Consider the following 23326-nt stretch of genomic DNA (forward strand, 5'->3'; position numbering starts at 1 on the left):
GAAGCACATGCCGTACTCGCCGCAAGGACTCGTCCAGCAAGCAGCCACCCACCTGTCGAGGCGAAAATAGGGCGGTCGATTCCGGTGAAAAGGCGCTGCCGGTCAGGGAAGGCTAAAAAACGCGCATTTGAGATTTGCGGCGGAGCGGAAAGGCCCTGCATAACTGTGGTTCACGGCCGTCCCAACATGAGCCGAATGCAGACGGTCCCCCTTTAGGGACGATTACCATGAGCTGAAGTCACCTGGTGAGGTCTAAGACTATCTTTCCGGGAGCGTGGCCGGTGCGATTGCGCTCGATCGCGGATGCCAGATCGTCGAAGCCGATCACTTCTGCAATCGTCGACCGCAGCGAGCCGCCAGCGATCTCTTGAGCGATTGTGGCTAGGCGCGCGGTGTCAGGTTTGACTGACAACCAGATGCCACGACGGCCTGCCGGGGCGCGCGAAACCACATCAGTTGCAGCGATGCTGGCCAGGACGCCGCCAGGCGATAGGACCGACCAAGATTTGTCCAAGACCTGACCCCCGACAAGATCGACGATAAGGTCAATGTCGCTCGCAAGAAGCTCGAAGTTCTGTTTCTGGTAATCGATCACTTCGTCAGCGCCCAAGGCTTGGACATGGGCCACGCTCTTGGTTGAGGCTGTAGCATAGACGGTCGCTCCAGCCGTCTTGGCGAACTGGACAGCGAAGCTGCCCACCCCACCAGCCGCGCCGTGGATCAACACCCGCCGCCCTCGAAGGTCGAAATCGGCGACCTGAAGGACTTGCCATGCCGTCATCGCCGCCACCGGTACTGCCGCCGCGTCAATGTCTGACAGGACTGCAGGCGTCTCGACGAGTTTTTCGGCATTTATCAGCAAATGGTCAGCATAAGCGCCCAGGCCCCCCAGCGCGGCCATGACCCGGTCTCCGACCCTCACGCCTTCGACGTTGGAGCCGGTCCGCAGCACGACCCCCGCCATTTCGATGCCAAGCGTCGCGGGCAAAGATAACTTGAACTTGTCGCGGACGTAGCCTTCACGGATTTTCCAGTCGATTCCGTTTACTCCGGCAGCCTTGACCTGGACGAGCACTTGGTCGGGACCAGGCTCGGGGGCGGATACCCAATCGACCTTCAAGCTCTCTGTGCCGCCATATGCTTGAAGACGCAGGGCCCGGCCGGAGCCAAGCGGTTCAGCCCGGCCGGGGGCACTTTGGAAGTCATTGTGTAGGTTCATCAGGCTTCTCCTTCCTGTTGGACGATATAGTTTGAAATCTCTCAAGAAGAACTTCTAATTATGCAGTCCACATCGGGTGAGAAATGCTTATTCTACTGCTGGCGCTTGGGGATTTACTTGCTTGCGCTTTACGCGCTCAAAGCAAGATAGTCGGTGTAGCCCAGGGCGGTGCCACCATAGAAAGTGGCTTGGACTGCCGCATTCAGCGCCGCATTGGTCTTCAACCGTTCCACAAAGTCCGGATTGGCCAGGACCATCTGGCCGTAGGACTCCTGATCGGCCAGCCCCGAATCTACGTCGGCGCCGATCTGGTCACGCGGACGACTTGGCCGATTGAGGATCAGCGATTGGTGCCAGAGCTTGCGGATATCGGCCAGCAGCGCCTCGTCGCCCTGGTGCATGATGTGCACGTAAGCGAGCCCGAGCTTGTCGAGTTCGGCGACCAGATAGCGGTAGAGGTCCGGCCCTTCGGCGCCTTCGTCGATCCCCCATATCGTCGTCCCGGGTGAAAGGCGGATCGCGGTGCGGTCCGCGCCGATCTCCTCGGCGATCGCCGTGGCGACTTCGATGGCGAAGCGCGCTCGCTTCTCGATCGACCCGCCATATTCGTCCGTGCGCGTGTTGGCGCTGGGCGCGAAGAACTGCTGGACCAGGTAGGCGTTCGCGCCGTGAATCTCGATGCCGTCGGCGCCCGCCTCGACCGCCGAGCGCGCGGCATGGCGGAAATCGTCGACCGTCTGGCGCACCTCTTCGGTCGTCAGCGCGCGCGGCGTGGGAATATCCTGCATCCCGGTCATGGTGAACATACCCGCCCCCGGCGCGATCGCGGAGGGCGCGACGGCTTGGCGGTGATGCAGCGTATTGTCGGGATGCGACATGCGCCCGGCGTGCATCAGCTGGATGAAGATGCGGCCGCCCTTGTCGTGCACGGCGGAAGCGATCTTCCGCCAGCCGGCGACATGGGCAGGCGTGTAGATGCCCGGTGTGGTGAGATAGCCCTGGCCGTCATCAGAGGGCTGGGTGCCTTCGGTGACGATCAGGCCGACGCCGGCGCGCTGGGAATAATATTCGGTGGCCAGCTCGCCCGGCGTACCGTCGAAGGCGGCGCGGCTGCGGGTCATCGGGGCCATGACGAGGCGGTTAGGCAGAGTGTAGCGGCCGACGCGGACAGGGGTGAATAAGGGACTCATTGGGATCTCCATTTTGCTGGAGCGCTTGTCCACTATTCCAATGTCGGGATAAATCTGGCAAAAGTGAAATTAAATATTCCAAATATGGAGCAATAGCGTGAGCCATTTGAACGACATGGCGCTGTTCGTGGAGGTGGCGAGAGCGAGGAGCTTCCGGAAGGCGGCTGAGGCTCTGGGCATGCCCAACTCGACTCTGTCGCGACGTATCAGCGCGCTGGAGAAGGCGATCGGCCTGAGGCTTCTGCATCGAACGACGCGCAAGATCGAGCTCACCGAGGCCGGCCAGCTCTATTACGAACGAAGCAAGCGCATCGTCGACGAGGCACGGCTCGCACACGAGCAGCTCGGCGCGATGCTGGAGCAGCCGAGCGGTGTCCTGCGGGTCTCGCTCCCGGTCGACTTCGCCACGCTTTACCTGACGCCGATCATCGTCGATTTCGCGCGGCACTATCCCGGCATCACTTTCGAGTTCGACCTGACCCCGCGCCGCGTCGATTTGGTGGCCGAGCCGTTCGATGTAGCGATCCGCATCGGCGAGCTGGAAGACTCCAGCCTGATCGCTCGCCTGATCGGGCGCCACGCGCGCCACCTCTATGCGTCTCCTGGCTACATCGAAGCGTCCGACGAGCCGGCGACACCGGCGGATCTGGCGGAGCATGAATGCATCTGCATGCCGAAGATCTGGACCCTGCATCAGGGGACGAACAAGGTCGAAGTCGAGGTTGGAGGCCGCTTCACTGTCAACAGCGTCGGGATGATCCGCGCCCTGGCGGTCAACCACCAGGGCATCGCCCTGCTTGCCGAGAAGATCGTCGCCGAAGATTTGGCCTCGGGCAGGCTCCGGCGTGTCCTGCCCGAATGGCAGGGATCGGCGGTCAGCATTCACGCCGTCACCGAAACTCGCCTCATTCCAGCCAAGGCCCAGCGCTTCATCGAATTCCTGTCCGCCAGGCTGGTGGAAACTTGACCCAGATCGTTACGCGGAGAAAAGTCGGATGGCGGCGCGCTGCATCGCGCCTTAGCGTAGAAAAGACGGTGGCTCGCCGGAGTCGATGAAGCTGAGAAATACGAATTTGCCATACCCCCCTACACCAGAATGCACCAGAGTCGCCAAAAATGCGCAAACGTGACCGGACGGCGCAGAAGCCCTACGCCTCGCCGGCGGGCCGACACCGACGCTCAGGGAGCGGGCCATCGCTCTACCGCGAGGGCGGGGCGAGGTGCGCACGGCTGAACTCACGGCCATCGGCATCCCCGATGCTGTCTATCCAGGATGTGCGACGAGCGACTGCTCGTGAAGGTGGGTTCGGCATCACAAGGCTTCCCTGTGAGGTGAGATGGCGAGGGCCGGCAAACGGATCGATTCCGACCCTCACCGAAATGCTCGCCATCCCGGCCCGAATCAGCCTTCGCTCGGCACAGGCGTCTTGAGGAGTTGTTGCTCCCACAGGAAGGCGATGCCGCTGCCGCCGAAGTGCTGGATGAGAATCTCGGTCAGCTCTTCGACATGCTCGGTGCGCGCCCAGTCGCGCTGCCATTCGCCAGCGAGCGCCATCACGGTCATCATGTTTGCGCCAGCCGCGATCATCCGCTGGATGGCGATCTGGTGGGACTCGGTCGAAACGCCGCCCGACGCATCGGTGATCACGGACACGTCCCAGCCTTCGCCGAGGGCTTGGATGACAGGCATCGCGACGCAGACTTCGGTCCAAAGGCCTGCGATAATCAGTTGTTTGCGGCCGGTCGCCTTGACCACGTCCACCACCTTCTCGTCCTGCCAGGTGTTCACCCAAGTCCGGTCGATCACTTCCTGCCCCGGGAAGACGTCAGTGATCTGCTTGAAGAGGATGCCGCCACGACCCGCGATCACGCTGGTGAGAATGGTCGGAACATTGAAGGCTTTTGCTAGCTTCGCCAGCGCGGTCGCGTTGTTGACCACAGCTTGCGGATCGTGGCTGTTCAGGTTCGCGAGTTGGTAAGGCTGGTGGTCGATCAGAACGAGTACCGAGTCTTCAGGACGAAGAAGCGAATCAAGGCCGTTGCGAGGGGTCATCAAGACTTCCTTTCTCTGCCGCCATGGACGGCAATCTTTCTCTGCCGCTATGGACGGCAATGGGTTCACGGGAGACATGCGCCAGCGGGCGACGTTGCCTGGACGCAATTTGCCGTTCCTTTTGGTGATGCAGTAGTGCCATAATCAGGCAAGCTGTGTCGCGAAATGAGGAACGCTGAATTGGACATCGAAGATCTACAGACATTCGTCGCAGTGGCCGATGCAGGGGGCGTATCGGCCGCCGCGCGCCGGCTCGGCGTCTCCAAGTCAATCGTCAGTCGGCGGCTCTTTCGGGTTGAAGCGGAACTTGGCGTCCAGCTTCTTGCACGAACGACCCGCGGCGCCGCGCTCACCGAAGCGGGAATCGCGTTCAGAGACCATGCGGCCCGGGCCAGCGCAGAGATCGATACGGCTCGGGAAACGATCCTCCCCACCGGTGAGCTGCGCGGCCGCCTGAGGGTTGCCATGCCGCTTACTTTCGGCGCGACCCACTTCGCCCCCGTGCTCGCGGAAATGGCGCGTCTGCACCCGAAGCTTCACATCCATACTTCCTACAGCGATCGCTTCGTCGATCTCATCGCAGAAGGTTTCGATTGCGCGATCCGGGGCGCCTACCTTCAAGACTCCAACCTGATCGCGAAGCGCGTCGGGCCGATCCATGGAAAGCTTGTCGCAAGCCCGGATTATATCGAGGTGCACGGGTCACCCGAGACTCTGGACGAACTCGTCACCCATCAGGCCCTCATGCAGGGAACGGAAGCCTGGCAGTTCATAAATGGCAGCAAGATTGTTACGGTCCAGCCGCAGGGCAGGTTCAAGGCCGATAGCGCCACGGCGCTTGCCGCCGCGGCGGCGGCAGGTCTCGGCATCGCCTGGCTCCCCGATTGCATCACACATGAATATGTGGCCTCCGGCGCGCTGGTCCCGATCATGACACGCTATCCGGTACCTCCGGGGGCCGCGTATGTCGTCCGACCGCCGGGTCAGCATCCCACGCGGAAAGTGCGGGTGCTCACCGAGATGCTAATTGAGTACTTCAAACGGAACACGGATCTTTGGGGTCTTGACAACTAGGACACGAACGGTGCGAAGCCTCCCCACCGGCAGGAGGCACGGGGGTAAATTCTCCAGGCAACGCCGCAGGCGCGACGTCCACGCGGATCATGTTCAACCGAGTAGGCGTTGAGATCTTGCCTGTGCAGATCTGGCGCGAGGCCTCTCCGCTTTGTCCCAGCGACGCCTCGCGCGCGCAGGCTCAAAGCTATGCAATCCGCCGTCCACGAACACCTCGCGCCCGTCTGTAAGCTGCTGTCGTTGAGGCAGCGACGGCAAGTAATAACGGGCGGCAACGTTCGGACGCCGCCGCGGCGAACTGAACGGCGCACTCGGGCGCGAAGCCGCCGGTCATCAGTATTTCCGCGCGGTAGCCGCCGAATAGGCGTGGGCGGGCGAGCCCTGCTATTCTACGCCTGATTTCATCGGTCCTCGATGCTCTGACACTCTGGAGGCAGGACTATCGAGATCGACGCGTAGGGAGAAATTGCACGCTGGCGCGCAATATCGCGCTATGGCGTAGAAGAGGCGGTGGCTCCCCGGGCCGGATTCGAACCAGCGACCAACCGGTTAACAGCCGGTTGCTCTACCACTGAGCTACCGGGGAACAGAGGCTCTTGCGTGAGTGGGGCAGCCTATAGCAAACCCGTTTCGGCTTTGCAAAGAAGCATTTCGCATTTTTTCGGTGCTTTTTGGCGCAGGGCTTGCTGGCAATGGCCGGCGAGCGCCCTCATATGAGCTGTCTCTCGCCTGTCACGGAACAGAAAAGGCCGTTGCGGCTTTCTCCGGCTGATGGTGCTACTGATGCAAACGGATCGACATTTCACATGACGGCAATGAGCGACGAACAGCCACCGGCCCGGAAAATCTCGGTCTTCGGCCGCCAGTTCACCATGCCGCGCTCGCGCGGCCTCAGGATTGCGATCGGCGTTGTGCTGATCATCGGCGGCATTCTCGGCTTCCTGCCGATCCTGGGTTTCTGGATGGTGCCGATCGGATTGCTGGTGCTCTCCTACGAATTCGCATTGGTGCGCCGTCACCGGCGCCGCTTCGTCGTCTGGTGGGAGCGACGGCGCCGGCCGGATTGAGACTGCCCTGCTGACAGGCCGGTATCCGGCAAAATGTCGGAGAGCGGCGTGGTCCGTCCAGGCCTCACCGAGGCTGGTCGAAACAGCTTTCCAGGCGTTCGCAAAGCTCCTTGAGAACGGCGGTAGCCGATGCCAGCCGCGCCCGGTCGCGCGGCGGCAGGCTGTTTGCGCCTTCTATGCTGAGGCGGTCGATGGCATAGCGCACAAGCTCTGCAGACTGCGACAATCCGCGCGACGTGCCGTCCTTCGTAGCTGCTCGACGCATGGCGGAGCCTCTTCCTTGCCCAACGTGGCCGCCGGTTTCGGGTTCCCGTCGCCCAGAATCATGCTTAACGATAAGCTAATATGTTATTGCTAACATGGGCATTGCGTTGATAAGGCAGGGCATGGAATGTCGAGGAACCGTTGGGAATGCATGGTGGCCGCTTGACGGCATTTTCGCCGCAACCTATTGGAGCCGGGTGGAACGCCGGGAGCAATGAGGCCTCGTGGCGGAGTGGTTACGCAGAGGACTGCAAATCCTTGCACCCCGGTTCGATTCCGGGCGAGGCCTCCAATGCCCGAGCTCCCGCGCGTCAGCGCCAGGGGGCTTCAGTTCCGGTCGAAACAGCCGCGGCCTTTGCGCGGCAAGCGGATGGTTGGAACATGAGCGCTGATTTTGCCGAACGCCGGGTGAAGATGGTCGACGGCCAGATCCGCACCACCGACGTGACCAGCGCACCGCTGCTCGAGGCGATGCTTGTCGTGCCGCGCGAGGCCTTTGTCGGCGCCGGCCAGCGCGATCTTGCCTATATCGACGAGGACATCCGCATTGCCGATACGGCAGATGGTCCGCGCTATCTGATGGAACCGTCGCCATTGGCCAAGCTGATGCAGCTGGCCGATATCGGCCCAAGCGATTCGGCACTAGATGTCGGCTGCGGCACCGGCTATGCGGCGGCGATCCTGTCGCGGCTGGCAAGGTCCGTGGTGGCGCTGGAAAGCGATCCGGCGCTGGCCGAGACCGCCACTTCGACGCTTGCGGCACTTGGTTGCGGCAATGTCACCGTGGTCCACGGGCCGCTGCCGCAAGGCCACGCAGATAAGGCGCCTTACGACGTCATCCTGATCGGCGGCAGCGTCGGGGAGGTGCCGGCGGCGCTGTTCGACCAGCTTGCCGAAGGCGGCCGACTCGTCGCCGTGGAGGGGCAGGGCAATTCGGGCGTAGCCCGGCTTTTTTTTAAGACTGGAGGGGTTGTAACGGGAAGACGCGCATTTAATGCGGCAATTAAGCCACTACCGGGATTCGAACGCATTCCCGCCTTCGAATTCTGAGTGATTTTGCCTTGCAGCGAAGGCGCTGTCATGATCGCTTGCGTTTGAACAATCGTTGCTGATCTGCATAACCGGGCGTTTCTGGGGGCTTTCAGCGGGGGAACGATAAAAAACGCGGCGCCGGCTGATCAGAAGGAGAAGCCAGCGTGGCGCAGTTCCCGTGCAAAACGAATGAGGGAATATAACGTGCCGTCTGTACGCAAGTTGCTTTTTACCGCTGTCCTCGTTTCGGCGACAGCGCTGTCTCCAATGGCCGCCTCGGCCGAAACGATCATCGGGGCCCTTTCAAAGGCCTACCAAAACAATTCCTCGCTCAATTCTTCACGCGCCGGCGTTCGTGTCACCGACGAGGGCGTCGCCATCGCCAAGTCGGGCTGGCGCCCGACCATCACCGGTTCCGCGAGCATCGATTATACCGCCAGCCACAGCAACCGGTTGCACCGAAACATCTCGTTGACCACCGGCAACTTCGGCGTCGAGATCGACCAGACGCTGTTTGACGGTTTTCAGACCAGGAACAATGTGGCGGCCGCCGAATCGCGGGTCCGCGCTTCGTTCGAAAGCCTGCGCAACGCCGAAGAAAACACTCTTTTCAACGCGGCAAGCGCCTATATGGACGTTATCCGCGACCGCCAGGTCGCCGTGCTGACCGAACAGAATCTGCAATTCCTGACCGAGCAGGCGCGTGCGGCGCGTTCGCGCTTCGAGGTCGGCGAAGGTACGCGCACCGACGTCGCGCAAGCCGACGCCCAGCGTGCCTCCGCGGTGGCGCAGTTGAGCGCCGCCCGCGCGACGGCTCTGGCAAGCGCTGCGACCTATCGCCAGATCGTCGGCGACGAGCCGGGCAGGCTCAGGCCGGCTTCGCCGGTGTCGAAGCTGTTGCCGTCGAGCCTCGATGCGGCGATCGCGATCGCATCGGCCGAGCATCCGGCCATCCTCGCCACCGCGCATCTGGTCGACGCGGCGGGGTTTTCGGTGAAGTCGGCAGAGGGCGCGTTGCTGCCGCAACTATCGGCGTCGGCGGGTGTTTCGAGCGCCTTTCGCGGCACCGCGCCCGGCTCGCTCTCCTCGACACAGGATGGCGTAACCAATTCGGCGAACATCGGCGCGACATTGACGATACCGATCTATTCCGGCGGCCGGACCTCGGCATTGGTTCGCCAATCAAAGGAATCACTTAGCCAGGCCCGTATCGAGGTCGATGTCAGCCGCGACACCGTGCGCCAGGCGGTGACCTCGGCATGGTCGCAATACACCGCCGCGCAGCAAAGCGTCACGGCCAACCGGCAGGTGGTCGCCGCCGCGCAGCTTGCCCTGAACGGCGTCATCGAAGAGCGCAATGTCGGCCAGCGCACCACGCTCGACGTGCTCAACGCGCAGGCGACCCTCATCACTGCCAAGATCAATCTTGTCAGCGCCGAACGCGACGTGGTGGTGGCGAGCTATGCCATCCTCTCGGCGGTTGGCCATTTGTCGGCAGACCGCCTTGCGCTCAACGTGACGAAGTACAGGCCCGAAGAGCATTACAACGCCGTCAAGGACAAGTGGATCGGCCTGCGCACGCCGGACGGCCGCTGATCGCCAAGCCGTGTTTTCAGCCCGCGCTCGAACGACGCGCGGGCTTTCAACTCCCGACCCTAATCTGTTGAAATCCGAGATGTCGCCAGATTGGGGATTCTCGCAAGCCGTTCCGTCGGTTACGCTGTTGCCATGATTCGAATCCGGCATTGCCGGACAGGAAATCTGAGAACGAGTCACAAGGGCGGCGGATGTGACGATGGCGACGGCAAGCAGCGTACAGCGCGAACCTTCCATGGAAGAAATACTGGCTTCCATCAGAAGGATCATCGAGGACAGCGATACCGGCCGCAAGCAGCCGGGCGACGCGGACGAGCTGCGCCAGGATCTGCAACCGGCGCCGGCAGCAGCGGAGGCGGATGCGTTCCGCTCCGAACTGCGCGGCGGACTGGAGATCGCCAAGCCGGCCACGCGCGCCGAGGTGCAGCCAACGGCCGCGCCGGTCATTGAGCGCCTGGAAACGCCGGTGCGCCCCGGCCCGGTAAAGGCAGCGGTGACGCTGGCTGAGGTGAACGCCGCTCCCGAACCGCCCGCAAAGCCGGATCGGCCTGCGACAGCCAAGGCTGCCGAGACGACCGACACCATCATCGCCGATTGGCGGCGCGAGATCGCCGCGGTCGGCGACGCGATGGCCAAGCCGGAGCGCGCCGAGCCACTCCGGACGCCGGACGCCGAGCCGAAAGCCGAGGTTATTGAGAACGAGGCGACTGCTGGATCTGTGCCGGAGCCTTCGGAAATTGGGCCGGAGCCTTTGGAAAGCGGCCCGGAGCCTTCGAAAATCGGCCCGGAATCTTCGAAAATCGGCCCGGAATCTTCGAAAATCGGATTGGCGCGTCCGGCGGCCAGCGAGGCGCCGCCCGTGCGTCCGGCGATCCTTTCGGAGCATACGGGCCGGCAGGTTGCCGCCGCCTTCGGCGAGCTTTCCGATGCGTTTGCCAGCCGTAGCAAGAAGACCTTCGACGAGATGGCCGAGGAGATGCTGCGGCCCATGCTGCAGGACTGGCTGGACAACAACCTGCCGACGCTGGTCGAGCGGCTGGTGCGCGAGGAAATCGAGCGCGTCGCGCGCGGCGCGCAGTAGCAATTCGGAGAGCCGCCAATAGGCGGCGCTCGACCGGCGAATTGTCGAAGTCGGCGCTGCCCCTCATCCGCCTGCCGGCACCTTCTCCCCGTATAGTGACGGGGAGAAGGGGTTGACCGCAATTTAGGCGCCTTTTCCGCAACGTTCGTGATTGGCGAGAGCTTCAGTACAGGCGTCTTTCTCCCCGTCACTATACGGGGAGAAATGCCCGGCAGGGCAATGAGGGGCAGCGCAAACCTGAAGCGATTGCCGTGCAACATTCAGTTCCGCGAGTTGCGCCGAACCATCCCGGCGCTATCTATCGGCCATGCCCTTGCGGTTGACTTGGCAACAACCTTCCGATTTACACCGGACCACAAATTCCGGACAGCGCGGACCGTTTTCCCATGCTCGAAAAGACCTACGACGCCAAAGCCGTCGAGCCGAAGATTGCCAGGATCTGGGAAGAGGCCGACGCCTTTCGGGCCGGCGCCGGGGCCGAGGAGGGGGCTGAAGCCTTCACCATCGTCATCCCGCCGCCGAATGTCACCGGCTCGCTGCATATGGGTCATGCGCTCAACAACACGCTGCAGGACATTCTGGTGCGCTTCGAGCGCATGCGCGGCAAGAACGTTCTTTGGCAACCAGGCATGGACCATGCCGGCATCGCCACGCAGATGGTGGTAGAGCGCCAGCTTATGGAAAAGCAGATCCACCGCCGCGACCTGACGCGAGATGAGTTCATCGACAAGGTGTGGGAGTGGAAGGCCGAGTCCGGCGGCGCCATCCTCAACCAGCTGAAGCGGCTCGGGGCCTCGGCCGACTGGAGCCGGGAGCGCTTCACCATGGACGAGGGCTTATCCAAGGCCGTGCTCGAAGTGTTCGTGACGCTCTACAAGGAAGGGCTGATCTACAAGGACAAGCGCCTTGTGAACTGGGACCCGAAGCTGTTGACCGCCATCTCGGATCTCGAGGTCGAGCAGCAGGAAGTCAACGGCAACCTCTGGCACTTCCGCTATCCGGTCGAAGGCATGACCTTCGATCCGGAAAATCCGAAGACCTTCATTACCGTTGCGACGACCCGACCGGAGACGATGCTGGGCGATACGGCTGTCGCCGTCCACCCCGACGACGAGCGTTTCCGGCATCTCGTCGGCAAGAACCTCATCCTGCCGATCGTCGGCCGCAGGATCCCGGTGGTGGCGGACGAGTATTCCGATCCCGAAAAAGGTAGCGGTGCGGTCAAGATCACGCCGGCGCATGACTTCAATGATTTCGAGGTCGGCAAGCGCCACCGGCTGCCGGCGGTCAACATCCTCACCGTCAATGCGGCGGTGAGCCTCAAGGACAATGAGGACTTTCTCGCCGGACTGGACGTGACGCCGGAGCGCCAGGCCGTCTGGGACAGCCTCGACGGCCTGGACCGTTTCGATGCGCGTAAGAAGATCGTCGAGTTGATGCAGGCGGGCGGCTTTCTCGAAAAGGTCGAGCCGCATCGCCACACGGTGCCGCACGGCGACCGCGGCGGCGTGCCGATCGAGCCGTTTCTGACCGACCAATGGTATGTCAATGCGGCGGAACTGGCCAAGCCGGCGATCGCCTCGGTGCGCGAGGGCCGCACCAATTTCGTGCCCAAAAACTGGGAAAAGACCTATTTCGACTGGATGGAAAACATCCAGCCCTGGTGCATTTCGCGCCAGCTCTGGTGGGGCCACCAGATCCCTGCCTGGTACGGGCCGGACGGGCATGTCTTTGTCGAAAAGACCGAGGAAGAGGCGCTCGGTGCCGCCGTCGAATACTATTTGGCGCTGGAAGGGCCATGGAAGGCCTGGGTCGAGGACAAGCTCGAGAATTTCCAGCCTGGCGAGATCCTGACCCGCGACGAGGACGTGCTCGATACATGGTTCTCGTCGGCGCTGTGGCCGTTCTCGACGCTTGGCTGGCCGGACCAGACGCCGGCGCTGAAGACCTATTACCCGACCGACGTGCTGGTGACCGGTTTCGACATCATCTTCTTCTGGGTCGCCCGCATGATGATGATGGGCCTGCATTTCATGGACCAGGAGCCGTTTCATACCGTCTATGTCCATGCGCTGGTTCGCGACAAGAACGGGCAGAAGATGTCGAAGTCGAAAGGCAACGTCATCGATCCGCTCGAGCTCATCGACGAATACGGCGCCGATGCGCTGCGCTTCACCTTGACGGTGATGGCAGCGCAAGGGCGCGACGTTAAGCTCGATCCGGCCCGCATTGCCGGTTATCGCAATTTCGGCACCAAGCTGTGGAACGCGACGCGCTTCGCCGAGATGAACGAAGTGGCGCGCGACGACGATTTCTGGCTGCAGGACGCCAAGCTGGCGGTCAACCGCTGGATCTTGACGGAGCTGACGCGAGCCGCGCGCGACATAACCGACGGTATCACCTCATACCGCTTCAACGAGGCGGCGGGTGCCGCCTACCGCTTCGTCTGGAACCAGTTCTGCGACTGGTACCTGGAACTGCTGAAGCCGGTGTTCATGGGCACCGACGAGGCCGCCAAGGCCGAGAGCAGGGCATGCGTCGCCTTCGTACTCGACGAGATCTACAAGCTGCTGCATCCGATGATGCCGTTCATGACCGAGGAACTGTGGGCCGAAACCGCCGGCGAGGGCAGGCAACGGCAATCGCTGCTTTGTCATGCGGCATGGCCGTCGCCCGACTTCGAGGACGAGGCGGCCGCCGCCGACATCAACTGGCTGGTCGACCTTGTCTCCGGCATCCGCTCGGTGCGTTCGGAGATGAACGTGCCGCCGGCGGCTATCGCACCGCTCGTGGTGATCGGCGCCAACGACGCGACACACGAAAGGCTCGAGCGTCAGGGCTCGGCCATCAAGCGTCTGGCGCGGGTCGGCGACATCTCGCTCGCCGAGGCGCCACCGAGGGGATCCGCCCAGATCGTGGTCAACGAGGCGACGATCTGTCTGCCGCTCGGCAGCCTGATTGACCTTGCCGCCGAGGCAGCGCGCCTGCACAAGGAGCTTGCGAAGGTGACCGAGGAAATAGCGCGGCTCTACAAGAAGCTGTCCAACGAGAAATTCGTCGCCAACGCGCCGGAAGAGGTGGTGGAGGCCGAGCGTGAAAAACTCGCCGAATATCGCGAGGCGCAAGAGAAGCTTTCGGTGGCATTGGCGCGGGTGCGCGATGCCGGTTGATCGAACAGATTGGGCCGGCTGATCAAACAAATTGGGCCTGCTGGCCGCAATAGATTCGCCGGTCACGAATCTGCCTTCCAGACAGGCCGCCTGCCACGAAAACGGGCATTCCGCAGCGTAAATCTTGAGGCAAACTGAATGTTTTTGCCCCATTGTTGCCGTAATGTAACAATGGCTGACTGGGCACGCAAAATGCCCTGTTTTGTAGTGATTTAGGGGTTTTTCCCGAGTTTTCTCGTCGATCTGTATTGTGGCGGCCATTTTCCCGCCTCGGTAAGAAGGCCGATACCTTGTCGGAAATGCGTTCAGCCAAGGTGTACATGTACGCACGGCGAATTCGTTGTTGCGCCGTTAACCTGAATTGGTTCTAGCTTGATGCAAGGATGTTTCGGGGAGGAGATTCATGTGTTATTCGCGTCTGAAAGTGCTGCTGGGCGCGGGGGCTTTTTCGCTGGCTTTGGCTGGGACGGTGCAAGCCGGGGGCTTTGACCGGGGCGGCGTCAATATCGACCAGCTGTTCGACGCGGCGCCATATTCGTTCGACGCAGGCGTCACCTATGTTTCGCCACAGCGCAAACTCAAGAATGTGCAGCGTCTGGATGGCTCGGGATTGTCGACGTCGGCGGTGGATGTTGGTGGCGACTATGCGGTGCCGCATGTCGGCATCAAGGCCAACATCTTTGAGCCCGTAGACTGTCTTGCCACCTATACGAGACCGTATGGTGCGGACGCAAATTTCGGCATGAACAACGCCTATTCGCCGACAGCGGTCAAATACGCCGTCGACACAGACGATTTCGGTTTCACCTGCTCCTACAAGGTGAACGTCGGCAAGGGCGCCATACGATTCATCGGCGGTGTCTCCTACCAGCAGGTCGACGCGTTTCTGTCCCGCCAGACACTGCTGGCCTTCGGCAATACCGGCCTCGGCGTATTCAAGCTATCGGACGAGGCATGGGGTTGGCGTGCGGGCGCAGCCTATGAGATCCCCGAGATCGCCCTGCGCGCCAGCCTGATGTACTCTTCGAGCTACAAATATGACGGGCTATCGGGAACCGTCGACACTACCGGCTTCAGGGGCGCCTTTCCGGCGGATCTGGTTCCTGGCTCTACCGGCGTGTACCCAGTCTCGGCGTCGGCTGAAATACCTCAGGCTCTGGAATTCAAGCTGCAGAGCGGTATAGCTCCTGGCTGGCTGGCCTTTGGTTCCATCCGCTGGCAGGAGTGGAGCAAGCTTGGCGTCATTGCCATCAATGGCGTGCGCAGTCCGGTAACCGGTTTGCCCTCGCCCGTTTCATTCGACCTGCTTTATCGCGACGGCTGGACGGTCACGGGCGGTATCGGGCACAAGTTCACCGATCAATTGTCGGGCGTGGTTTCGCTGACCTGGGATCGCGGCACCTCGACGACCTCCGGCTATCAGTCGGATACCTGGGCCGTTGCCAGCGGCGTCTCCTATTCGCCGAACGACCAGGTCGAGGTCAGGCTCGGCGGCTCGATCGGTGTGCTGACGAGCGGGTCATCGACTTTCAGCGGTGTCGGCGACGTGGCGAATGCCGTTACCTATACCTACGGCAACGACCTGCTTCTCGCCGGTTCGGCTTCCGTCAAGATCAAGTTCTAACTATTAAATTTTAAACGACAAAACGGCCGGGCACTGCCCGGCCGTTGGTTGGATGCGTGGCGTCCGGCATTCGGCCGGCGCAACAATTGTCCCCATGATGTTCGCTTCTGTAATTGTGACGTTTTGGCAACAGTTTCTGAACAACCCTCGCGCCACCCGGCCGCCCGGGAACATTGCCCATTTCCCGCCATAAACCCGGCGCACCTCGAACTTGTCTCGGGACATGCGCCAAAAGGCTAGGCGAAGAGGCAGGCCGCACCGCCCGCGGCAAGGACGAGTATGGACGCCAGAGCGATCTCCAAGGCCAAGCTGCCGAGCCGCCACGTGACCGTTGGTCCCGAGCGGGCGCCGCATCGCTCCTACCTTTATGCGATGGGGCTGTCGGCGGCCGAGATCGCGCAGCCTCTGGTCGGTGTCGCCAGCTGCTGGAACGAGGCCGCGCCCTGCAACATCTCACTGATGCGCCAGGCGCAAGTGGTCAAGAAGGGCGTGGCGGCCGCCAGCGGCACGCCACGCGAATTCTGCACCATCACCGTCACCGACGGCATCGCCATGGGTCATCAGGGCATGAAGTCGTCGCTGGTGTCGCGCGAGGTCATCGCGGACTCGGTCGAGCTCACCATGCGCGGCCATTGCTACGATGCGCTGGTTGGATTGGCCGGTTGCGACAAGTCGCTGCCCGGCATGATGATGGCCATGGTGCGCCTCAATGTACCGTCGATCTTCATCTATGGCGGCTCGATACTGCCCGGCAGCTACCGTGGCCGGCAGATCACCGTGCAGGACGTGTTCGAGGCGGTCGGCCAGCATTCGGTCGGCACGATCGGCGACGCCGAGCTGCTCGAGATCGAGCAAGCCGCCTGTCCGTCGGCCGGCTCCTGCGGCGCCCAGTTCACCGCCAATACCATGGCCACCGTCGCTGAGGCGATCGGCCTGGCGCTGCCCTATTCCTGCGGCGCGCCGGCACCCTACGAGATGCGCGACCGCTTCAATTTCGCTTCCGGCGAAAAGATCATGGAGTTGATCGCAAGGAACATCCGCCCGCGCGACATCGTTACCATAGAAGCGTTGGAAAATGCCGCGACCGTGGTCTCGGCCACCGGCGGCTCGACCAACGCGGCGCTGCATCTGCCGGCGATCGCGCACGAGGCCGGGATAAAGTTCGATCTTTTCGACGTGGCCAAGATATTCGAGAAAACACCCTATATCGCCGACCTCAAGCCGGGCGGCAAATACGTCGCCAAGGACATGTTCGAGGCCGGCGGCATTCCGCTCTTGATGAAGACGCTGCTCGACCATGGCTATCTTCATGGCGATTGCCTGACGGTGACCGGCCGCACTTTGGCCGAAAATATGGAACATGTTTCCTGGAATGACAGCCAGGATGTGGTCCGTCCCGCCAACAGGCCGATTACCCAGACCGGCGGGGTCGTGGGCTTGAAGGGTAACCTTGCCCCCGAAGGCGCGATCGTGAAGGTCGCTGGTATGGCGGAGCTGAAATTCTCGGGTCCGGCGCGCTGCTTCGATTCGGAAGAGGAATGTTTCGAAGCGGTTACGCATCGCAACTATAGAGAAGGCGAGGTTCTCGTCATCCGTTACGAGGGTCCGCGCGGCGGCCCGGGCATGCGCGAAATGCTGTCGACGACGGCGGCTCTCTACGGCCAGGGCATGGGCGGCAAGGTGGCGCTCATCACCGACGGGCGTTTTTCGGGCGCAACGCGCGGTTTCTGCATCGGCCATGTCGGGCCGGAAGCGGCAGTGGGCGGCCCGATCGGGCTGCTTAGGGATGGCGACTTGATCTCGATCGATGCGGTGAACGGCACGATCGAGGTTGCATTGTCCAAAGCCGAACTGGCGGCGAGGGCAAAAGCATGGAAGGCGCGCACGACCGACTATCAGTCGGGCGCGATCTGGAAATACGCACAGACGGTCGGATCTGCCCGCGACGGCGCGGTCACCCATCCCGGCGGTGCCAAAGAAACACACTGCTATGCGGACATCTGAGTTGTTGAGGTCGTCTGTCCTTTCGGCACTGGTTGCGCTCGCCACGTTTGGCGCGACCTTGGGCGCCGTCGGCCAGGCCATGGCCTTCGACGATAAGGTGTTCGACGACAAGACCGGCGTGAAGCCGCAGTCGAGCCCTTGGGCGGTGTTCCAGTTCGGCTTTTCCGCCTACAAGAACGGCCATAAGGAGCAGGCTGCGGAAGCGTATAAATATGCCGCGGAGAACGGCCAGATCGGCGCCACCTGGAAGCTTGCGCGCATGTATGCCGAAGGCGATGGCGTGGCGCGAGACGACTACGCGGCATTCAAGTTCTTCAGCGAGATCGTCGACCAGGATGTCGAGCCCGGTTCGCCCGAGGAAAGCTATGTTTCGGACGCGCTGGTGGCGCTTGGCGACTATCTGAGGAAGGGCATTCCCGGCAGCCCCGTCGAGGAGAACGAGGTGGCGGCCCAGGAATATTACATGCGCGCCGCCGCCAACTACCGCAACCCGAACGCCCAGTTCGAGATGGGCCAGATGTTCCTCAAGGGTGAGGGCGGCGTCAAGGCCAGCGTCAAGCAGGCCGGACGCTGGTTCCAGCTGGCGGCCGAAAAGGGCCATGCGGGCGCGCAGGCGACGCTCGGCAACCTGCTTTTCCAAAGCGGCAAGATCGTGCGGGGGCTGGCGATGATGACCGCGGCGCTCGAACGGGCCTCACCCGCCGACCAGCCATGGATCCGCGGCATGCAGGAAGAAGCGTTTGCGGCCGCCGGCGAAGCCGACCGCCGCACCGCGATCTCGCTGGCCGACGACATCCTCACCAAGGGTGGCGGCGACCAATAGGTCGGCAGAATTCCGTTTTTAGATCAATTGTCGGTCGGTTCCGCCGGCATGCCGCTGGGCGCCGGTGTTGAGATCGGCGTGCCCTGCAGATGTGGGGCCAGCGTGTTCTCCGGGCAGCCGTCGCGGAGCTTTATCCAGGACGTGTTGTTGAGCTCCATGTCGCAGCGGGCGAGATGGCTCTGGCCTGCAACCGTCAGGCAGGCGACCCGGCCGATCTGGAATGATTTTCCGTTAGCCAGGCACTCTGCATCGGCAAAAGCCGGCGTCGCCACCGCCATCGCAAGCGCGCAGCCGATCGGGCAGAGTGCAAATCGAGTAGTCATGGGAACCCCAGCCACCATGATGATTTCTCATCAAGCGCGCGATTTGTGGCGATAAGAGGTCAACTTATCAATGTGCCGCCGGACAGCAGCTCCGGTCAGGCCGGCTGCAGCGCCAGATCGATCGCCACCGGCACGTGGTCGGAGGGTTTTTCCCAGGCGCGCACCTGTTTTTCGATCGAAGCCGAGGAAAACCAGTTGGCGGCTTCGGGCGACAGAAGCAAATGGTCGATGCGGATGCCGTTGTTCTTCTGCCAGGCGCCGGCCTGATAGTCCCAGAACGTAAAAATGTCCGGGGCGTCGGTGACGGCACGCATGGCTTCGGTGAAGCCGAGATTCTTCAGCCGCCGGAACGCCTGCCGCGTCGCGGGCTGGAACAGCGCATCGCTTAGCCAGTTTTCCGGATATTTCGCGTCGATCGGCTCGGGAATGACATTGTAGTCGCCGGCCAGGACCAGCGGCTCTTCCAGAGCAAGCCGCTCCTCGGCCCAGCGCTCAAGTCGCGCCATCCAGGAAAGCTTGTAGGAGAACTTCTTCTCGTCGTCGATCGGGTTGCCGTTCGGCAGATAGATCGAGGCAACGCGCAAGGCGCCCTTGTCGGTCGAGAACACGCCCTCGATGAAACGCGCCTGCTCGTCGGCATCGTCGCCCGGCAAGCCGCGATTGACCTCGTCGAAACGCAGCTTCGACAGGATGGCGACGCCGTTGAAGCCTTTTTGGCCGTAAGTCTCGACATTGTAGCCGAGCGCCTCGATCTCGGCGCGAGGAAACTGCTCGTCGACCGTCTTGATCTCCTGCAGGCAGGCGATGTCGGGCGCGCTTTCCGTCAGCCAATGGGTCAAATTGCCGATGCGGGCGCGAACGCCGTTGATGTTCCAGGTGACGATTTTCATGACGGCCTCGATAGGCTGGTGGTCCGGAGACTAGCGATCCGGTGGATGACGTTCGACAAGGCCGATCGTATTGCCTGCCGGGTCCTTTAGGAAGGCCATCCATTCGCTTTCCCCCGCCTGGCCGAACAGGCCTTCGGTGTCGCGATGGACGAGCGCCGGCGGCGCGGTGAAGGGAACACCGGCGGCCCTTGCCGAAGCGTGGAACTCGTCGAGGCCCGATATGTCGAGATAGACGGTGCCGGCAGGCAGGCCGTCGGTGAAAAGCAGGCGCACGTCACCGGCCATGATAAAGGCGATGCCCGGCGGATCGAAACGCGCATGCAGGTTCATGCCGAGCACCTCGCGCCAGAACGCCAGTGTCGCATCGAGGTCGCGCCCGGCGGAAAGCGCGACCTGACGGACCGCGCCGATGTCGGGCATTTCTAGATCGAGAAGCTGGTGCCGCAGCCGCAGGAGGCGACCGCATTGGGGTTTCTGATCTGGAACGACTGGCCCATCAGATCGTCAACGAAATCGATCACCGAGCCGCCCATATAGACCAGCGACAGGTTGTCGATCAGCACGGTGGCGCCGTCCTTTTCGATGGCGACGTCGTCGTCATTGCGCCTGTCGACCAGGTCGAACTTGTAGGAGAAGCCGGAACAGCCGCCGCCCTCGACCGAAACGCGCACGGCCGTCTTACCGGCTTCGCTCGCTACAATCTTGGCGATCCGCCTGGCGGCGGCGTCGGTCATCTCGACTTTCATGGCGGTCTTGGCATCAGCGCCCATGGGCGTCACCTTGCATTCGGTTTCGTATGATAGGTATGAAGCGCGACGGGGCAAGTCAACTGCGGCATACGCTATGACCAACGAGTTGGGCGACATCGGATTCGGCTATCGGCCGCGCGCGGCCTATGCCAGCGACCCGGCGAAGTCGCGCGGGCGGCTGTTCGACGAGGTGGAAAGCCCGACGCGCACGCCGTTCCAGCGCGACCGCGACCGCATCATCCATTCGACGGCGTTCCGCCGGCTGAAGCACAAGACGCAAGTGTTCGTCGCACACGAAGGCGACCATTACCGCACGAGGCTGACGCATTCGATCGAGGTCGCGCAAATCGCACGCGCTCTGGCGCGGGCGCTGCGCGGCGACGAGGACCTAGCCGAGGCGGTGGCCCTGGTGCACGACTTCGGCCACACGCCCTTCGGTCATACCGGCGAGGACGCGCTGAACGAGAAGATGGCCGCCTGGGGCGGCTTCGACCACAATGCGCAGTCGCTGCGTGTGGTGACGCGGCTGGAGCGGCGCTATGCCGAGTTCGATGGGCTGAACCTCACCTGGGAAACGCTGGAGGGGCTGGTCAAGCACAATGGCCCGCTGACCGATGCCAAGGGCAAAGGGCTGAAGGGGCCGGTGCCGCAGGCTATCCGCGACTATTCCGAACTGCACGACCTCGAGCTCGACCGCTTCGCTGGTATCGAGGCGCAGTGTGCGGCGATTGCCGACGACATCGCCTACAACACCCACGACATCGATGACGGCTTGAGGGCAGGGCTGTTGACGCTGGATATGCTGGAGGGCGTCTCGCTGCCGGGGTCGATCCTCAAGGGCGTGCGTCAGCGCTATCCGGCGCTCGATGACGTACGCACCGGCCACGAGCTGATGCGCCGGCAGATCACTATCATGGTCGAGGACGTGATCGTCTCGACGACAGCCAATCTGGCGCGCATCAAGCCCGGCAGCGCCGAAGCGGTAAGGGCGGCCGGCGAGCCGATGGTGAGCTTCTCCGCCGAGACGGCCGTATTGGAAAAGGAGCTGAAGGCCTTTCTCTACAAGCACCTCTACCGGCATGCGGAGGTCATGCGGGTGCGCGCCGATGCCGACCAGATCGTCAGGGACCTGTTCGACGTCTATTTCGCCGATCCGCGCGCTATGCCGGATGGCTGGCGCGAAGGGCTCGACCGGGCAGAGGACCGCGCCAAGGCGCGCAGTGTTGCCGATTTCCTGGCCGGCATGACGGACACTTATGCACTCAAGGAACACAGGCGTTTGTTTGACCATACGCCGGATTTGAGCTAGGGCGGGCGCGATTTTGCCGGCCAACGAGCCGGATTCCTGCAAAACCGTCAGAGCCACAGCAATGAACATCTTCGCCGATTTCAACGCGCGAATCATAAAGGCCGTCGAAGCGCTTGATTTGAAAGACAAGGATGGCGTGTCGCCGGACCTGTCGCGCATCGCCGTCGAGCCGCCGCGCGATGCCAGCCATGGCGATCTCGCGACCAACGCAGCCATGGTGTTGGCCAAGCCGACCGGCCAGAACCCGCGCGCGCTGGCCGAAAGGCTGGCCGAGGCGCTGCGCGCCGACGAGGATATCGCGGCCGCCGAGATCGCCGGCCCGGGCTTCGTCAATCTCAGGCTCAAGGACGGCTTCTGGCAGGCGCATCTGACGGCGATGCTCGGCGAAGGCCGCAACTATGGCCGCTCGACTATCGGCGGCGGCAAGAAAACCAATGTCGAATATGTCTCGGCCAACCCGACCGGCCCGATGCATGTCGGCCATTGCCGGGGTGCTGTAGTCGGCGACGCGCTGGCCAATCTGATGGCCTTCGCCGGTTACGACGTGACCAAGGAATACGTCATCAACGATGCCGGTTCGCAGATCGACGTGCTCGGACGCTCGGTCATGCTGCGCTACCGCGGAGCGCTCGGCGATGAGATCGGCGACATTCCGGCCGGGCTTTATCCAGGCGACTATCTGATCCCCGTTGGTCAGGCGCTGGCCAGCGAATTCGGCCGCTCCCTGCTGCAGATGCCGGACGAAGAGGCGCTTGCCATCGTCAAGGACAGAACGATCGATGCGATGATGGCGATGATCCGCGAGGATCTGGCGCTGCTCAACGTGCATCACGACGTCTTTTTCTCAGAGCGCACATTGCATGCCAACAATGCCAAGAAGATTCGCTCGGCGATCAACGACCTGACGCTGAAGGGCCACATCTACAAGGGCAAGCTGCCGCCGCCCAAGGGCGAGAAGCCGGACGACTGGGAGGATCGCGAGCAGACGCTGTTCCGCTCGACCGCGGTCGGCGACGACATGGACCGGGCGCTGGTCAAGTCGGACGGCACCTTCACCTATTTCGCCGCCGATGTCGCCTACCTCAAGGACAAGGTCGATCGCGGCTTCGTCGACCTGATCTATGTGCTTGGCGCCGATCATGGCGGCTACGTGAAACGGCTGGAAGCGCTTGCCCGGGCGATTGCCGGCGACGAGGTCAAGCTTACCGTGCTGCTTTGCCAGTTGGTGAGGCTGTTTCGCGCCGGCGAGCCGGTACGTATGTCGAAGCGGTCGGGCGAGTTCGTGACCTTGCGCGAAGTGGTGGAGGAGGTCGGCCGCGACCCGATCCGCTTCATGATGCTCTACCGCAAGAACGACGCGCCGCTCGACTTCGACTTCGCCAAGGTGACCGAGCAGTCGAAGGACAATCCGGTGTTCTATGTGCAGTATGCCTCGGCGCGCTGCCATTCGGTATTCCGGCAGGCGAGCGAGCAATTGGGCGAGGCCATGTTCGACCGCAACCAGCTGGCCGCCGAAGTGGCTTTGCTGACCGATGAGGGGGAGATCGGCCTGATCAGGAAGCTCGCCGAATATCCTCGGCTGATCGAAGCCGCGGCGCTCGCGCTCGAGCCCCACCGGCTGGCATTTTACCTCTACGAACTCGCTTCCAGCTTCCACGGACACTGGAACCGGGGCACCGATAATCCCGACTTACGTTTTGTTAAGGTTAACGACCGACAATTGACGCATGCCAGACTAGGGCTGGTGCAGGCTGTTTCGGACGTTTTGACGTCCGGCCTGACGCTGATCGGAGCCAATGCGCCCACCGAAATGCGTTAGGTTTGAGTAAAAAACCTGTCACCTTTTGCCCACATTGCG

General features: G+C 62.4%; 20 protein-coding genes and 2 tRNA genes. 13 read left to right on the top strand and 9 right to left on the bottom strand.

Going from position 1 to position 23326, the window contains the following annotated elements:
* Positions 1-238: 238 nt before the first annotated feature.
* Positions 239-1219, bottom strand: coding sequence for an NADP-dependent oxidoreductase (locus tag NKI54_RS21470; RefSeq protein ID WP_352635524.1), 981 nt, complete (start codon positions 1217-1219; stop codon positions 239-241).
* Between the two features lie 128 nt (positions 1220-1347).
* Entirely contained in the window at positions 1348-2421 is a 1074-nt protein-coding gene (locus NKI54_RS21475) for an alkene reductase (protein ID WP_031211698.1), read from the bottom strand.
* A gap of 85 nt (positions 2422-2506) precedes the next feature.
* Here NKI54_RS21475 and NKI54_RS21480 point away from each other — a divergent pair, with 85 nt between their 5' ends.
* Complete coding sequence (locus tag NKI54_RS21480) at positions 2507-3376, top strand: LysR family transcriptional regulator (protein WP_352635522.1); 870 nt, start codon at positions 2507-2509, stop codon at positions 3374-3376.
* A gap of 435 nt (positions 3377-3811) precedes the next feature.
* Here NKI54_RS21480 and NKI54_RS21485 read toward each other — a convergent pair whose 3' ends face one another.
* Positions 3812-4462, bottom strand: a complete 651-nt coding sequence (locus NKI54_RS21485) for a hydrolase (RefSeq protein ID WP_352451920.1) — start codon at positions 4460-4462, stop codon at positions 3812-3814.
* Between the two features lie 180 nt (positions 4463-4642).
* On the opposite strand from NKI54_RS21485, the gene NKI54_RS21490 reads away from it, so the two are divergent.
* On the top strand, positions 4643-5536 hold the full coding sequence (locus NKI54_RS21490) for a LysR family transcriptional regulator (protein WP_023676402.1): 894 nt from the start codon (positions 4643-4645) through the stop codon (positions 5534-5536).
* A gap of 511 nt (positions 5537-6047) precedes the next feature.
* On the opposite strand, the gene NKI54_RS21495 is transcribed toward NKI54_RS21490, so the two are convergent.
* Positions 6048-6122 (bottom strand) — tRNA-Asn (locus tag NKI54_RS21495).
* Between the two features lie 220 nt (positions 6123-6342).
* On the opposite strand from NKI54_RS21495, the gene NKI54_RS21500 reads away from it, so the two are divergent.
* Positions 6343-6603: a hypothetical protein gene (locus tag NKI54_RS21500; protein ID WP_023676401.1), complete on the top strand. Its 261-nt coding sequence runs from the start codon at positions 6343-6345 to the stop codon at positions 6601-6603.
* 64 nt (positions 6604-6667) lie between these two features.
* On the opposite strand, the gene NKI54_RS21505 is transcribed toward NKI54_RS21500, so the two are convergent.
* Positions 6668-6868, bottom strand: coding sequence for a hypothetical protein (locus tag NKI54_RS21505; protein WP_156937330.1), 201 nt, complete (start codon positions 6866-6868; stop codon positions 6668-6670).
* Positions 6869-7085: 217 nt separating this feature from the next.
* On the opposite strand from NKI54_RS21505, the gene NKI54_RS21510 reads away from it, so the two are divergent.
* From NKI54_RS21510 to NKI54_RS21545, 8 genes are all read left to right on the top strand, one after another.
* Positions 7086-7159 (top strand) — tRNA-Cys (locus NKI54_RS21510).
* Between the two features lie 89 nt (positions 7160-7248).
* Positions 7249-7917 (top strand): protein-L-isoaspartate O-methyltransferase family protein, encoded by a 669-nt coding sequence (locus tag NKI54_RS21515; protein ID WP_352568867.1) that lies wholly within the window; start codon positions 7249-7251, stop codon positions 7915-7917.
* A gap of 186 nt (positions 7918-8103) precedes the next feature.
* Positions 8104-9495, top strand: coding sequence for a TolC family outer membrane protein (locus NKI54_RS21520; protein WP_352587844.1), 1392 nt, complete (start codon positions 8104-8106; stop codon positions 9493-9495).
* Between the two features lie 199 nt (positions 9496-9694).
* Complete coding sequence (locus NKI54_RS21525; protein ID WP_352587847.1) at positions 9695-10576, top strand: DUF2497 domain-containing protein; 882 nt, start codon at positions 9695-9697, stop codon at positions 10574-10576.
* A gap of 386 nt (positions 10577-10962) precedes the next feature.
* Entirely contained in the window at positions 10963-13746 is a 2784-nt protein-coding gene (locus NKI54_RS21530; protein ID WP_352587850.1) for a valine--tRNA ligase, read from the top strand.
* 403 nt (positions 13747-14149) lie between these two features.
* Positions 14150-15370 (top strand): OmpP1/FadL family transporter, encoded by a 1221-nt coding sequence (locus NKI54_RS21535; RefSeq protein WP_352587853.1) that lies wholly within the window; start codon positions 14150-14152, stop codon positions 15368-15370.
* Between the two features lie 279 nt (positions 15371-15649).
* Entirely contained in the window at positions 15650-17374 is a 1725-nt protein-coding gene (gene ilvD / locus NKI54_RS21540) for a dihydroxy-acid dehydratase (RefSeq protein WP_352692343.1), read from the top strand.
* Positions 17361-18197, top strand: a complete 837-nt coding sequence (locus NKI54_RS21545) for a tetratricopeptide repeat protein (RefSeq protein WP_023678939.1) — start codon at positions 17361-17363, stop codon at positions 18195-18197. Before ilvD ends, NKI54_RS21545 begins: the two co-directional genes overlap by 14 nt.
* 23 nt (positions 18198-18220) lie before the next feature.
* Here the strand turns inward: NKI54_RS21545 and NKI54_RS21550 are convergent, their stop codons facing one another.
* The 4 genes from NKI54_RS21550 to erpA form a co-directional block, all read right to left on the bottom strand.
* Positions 18221-18538 carry a hypothetical protein gene (locus NKI54_RS21550; protein WP_352692344.1) on the bottom strand — a complete coding sequence of 106 codons (318 nt, stop codon included), beginning with the start codon at positions 18536-18538 and terminating at the stop codon, positions 18221-18223.
* Positions 18539-18615: 77 nt separating this feature from the next.
* Positions 18616-19410 carry an exodeoxyribonuclease III gene (gene xth / locus NKI54_RS21555; RefSeq protein WP_352692345.1) on the bottom strand — a complete coding sequence of 265 codons (795 nt, stop codon included), beginning with the start codon at positions 19408-19410 and terminating at the stop codon, positions 18616-18618.
* Positions 19411-19440: 30 nt separating this feature from the next.
* Positions 19441-19830 (bottom strand): VOC family protein, encoded by a 390-nt coding sequence (locus NKI54_RS21560; RefSeq protein ID WP_352470415.1) that lies wholly within the window; start codon positions 19828-19830, stop codon positions 19441-19443.
* 2 nt (positions 19831-19832) lie between these two features.
* Entirely contained in the window at positions 19833-20180 is a 348-nt protein-coding gene (gene erpA / locus NKI54_RS21565) for an iron-sulfur cluster insertion protein ErpA (protein WP_352692346.1), read from the bottom strand.
* Between the two features lie 73 nt (positions 20181-20253).
* On the opposite strand from erpA, the gene NKI54_RS21570 reads away from it, so the two are divergent.
* Together NKI54_RS21570 and argS are read left to right on the top strand one after the other, a co-directional pair.
* Positions 20254-21468, top strand: a complete 1215-nt coding sequence (locus NKI54_RS21570; RefSeq protein WP_352692347.1) for a deoxyguanosinetriphosphate triphosphohydrolase — start codon at positions 20254-20256, stop codon at positions 21466-21468.
* A gap of 61 nt (positions 21469-21529) precedes the next feature.
* Complete coding sequence (gene argS / locus NKI54_RS21575) at positions 21530-23287, top strand: arginine--tRNA ligase (protein ID WP_352635503.1); 1758 nt, start codon at positions 21530-21532, stop codon at positions 23285-23287.
* Positions 23288-23326: the final 39 nt, after the last annotated feature.

The sequence above is a fragment of the Mesorhizobium sp. M0663 genome (assembly GCF_040320585.1).
Taxonomy (GTDB): domain Bacteria; phylum Pseudomonadota; class Alphaproteobacteria; order Rhizobiales; family Rhizobiaceae; genus Mesorhizobium.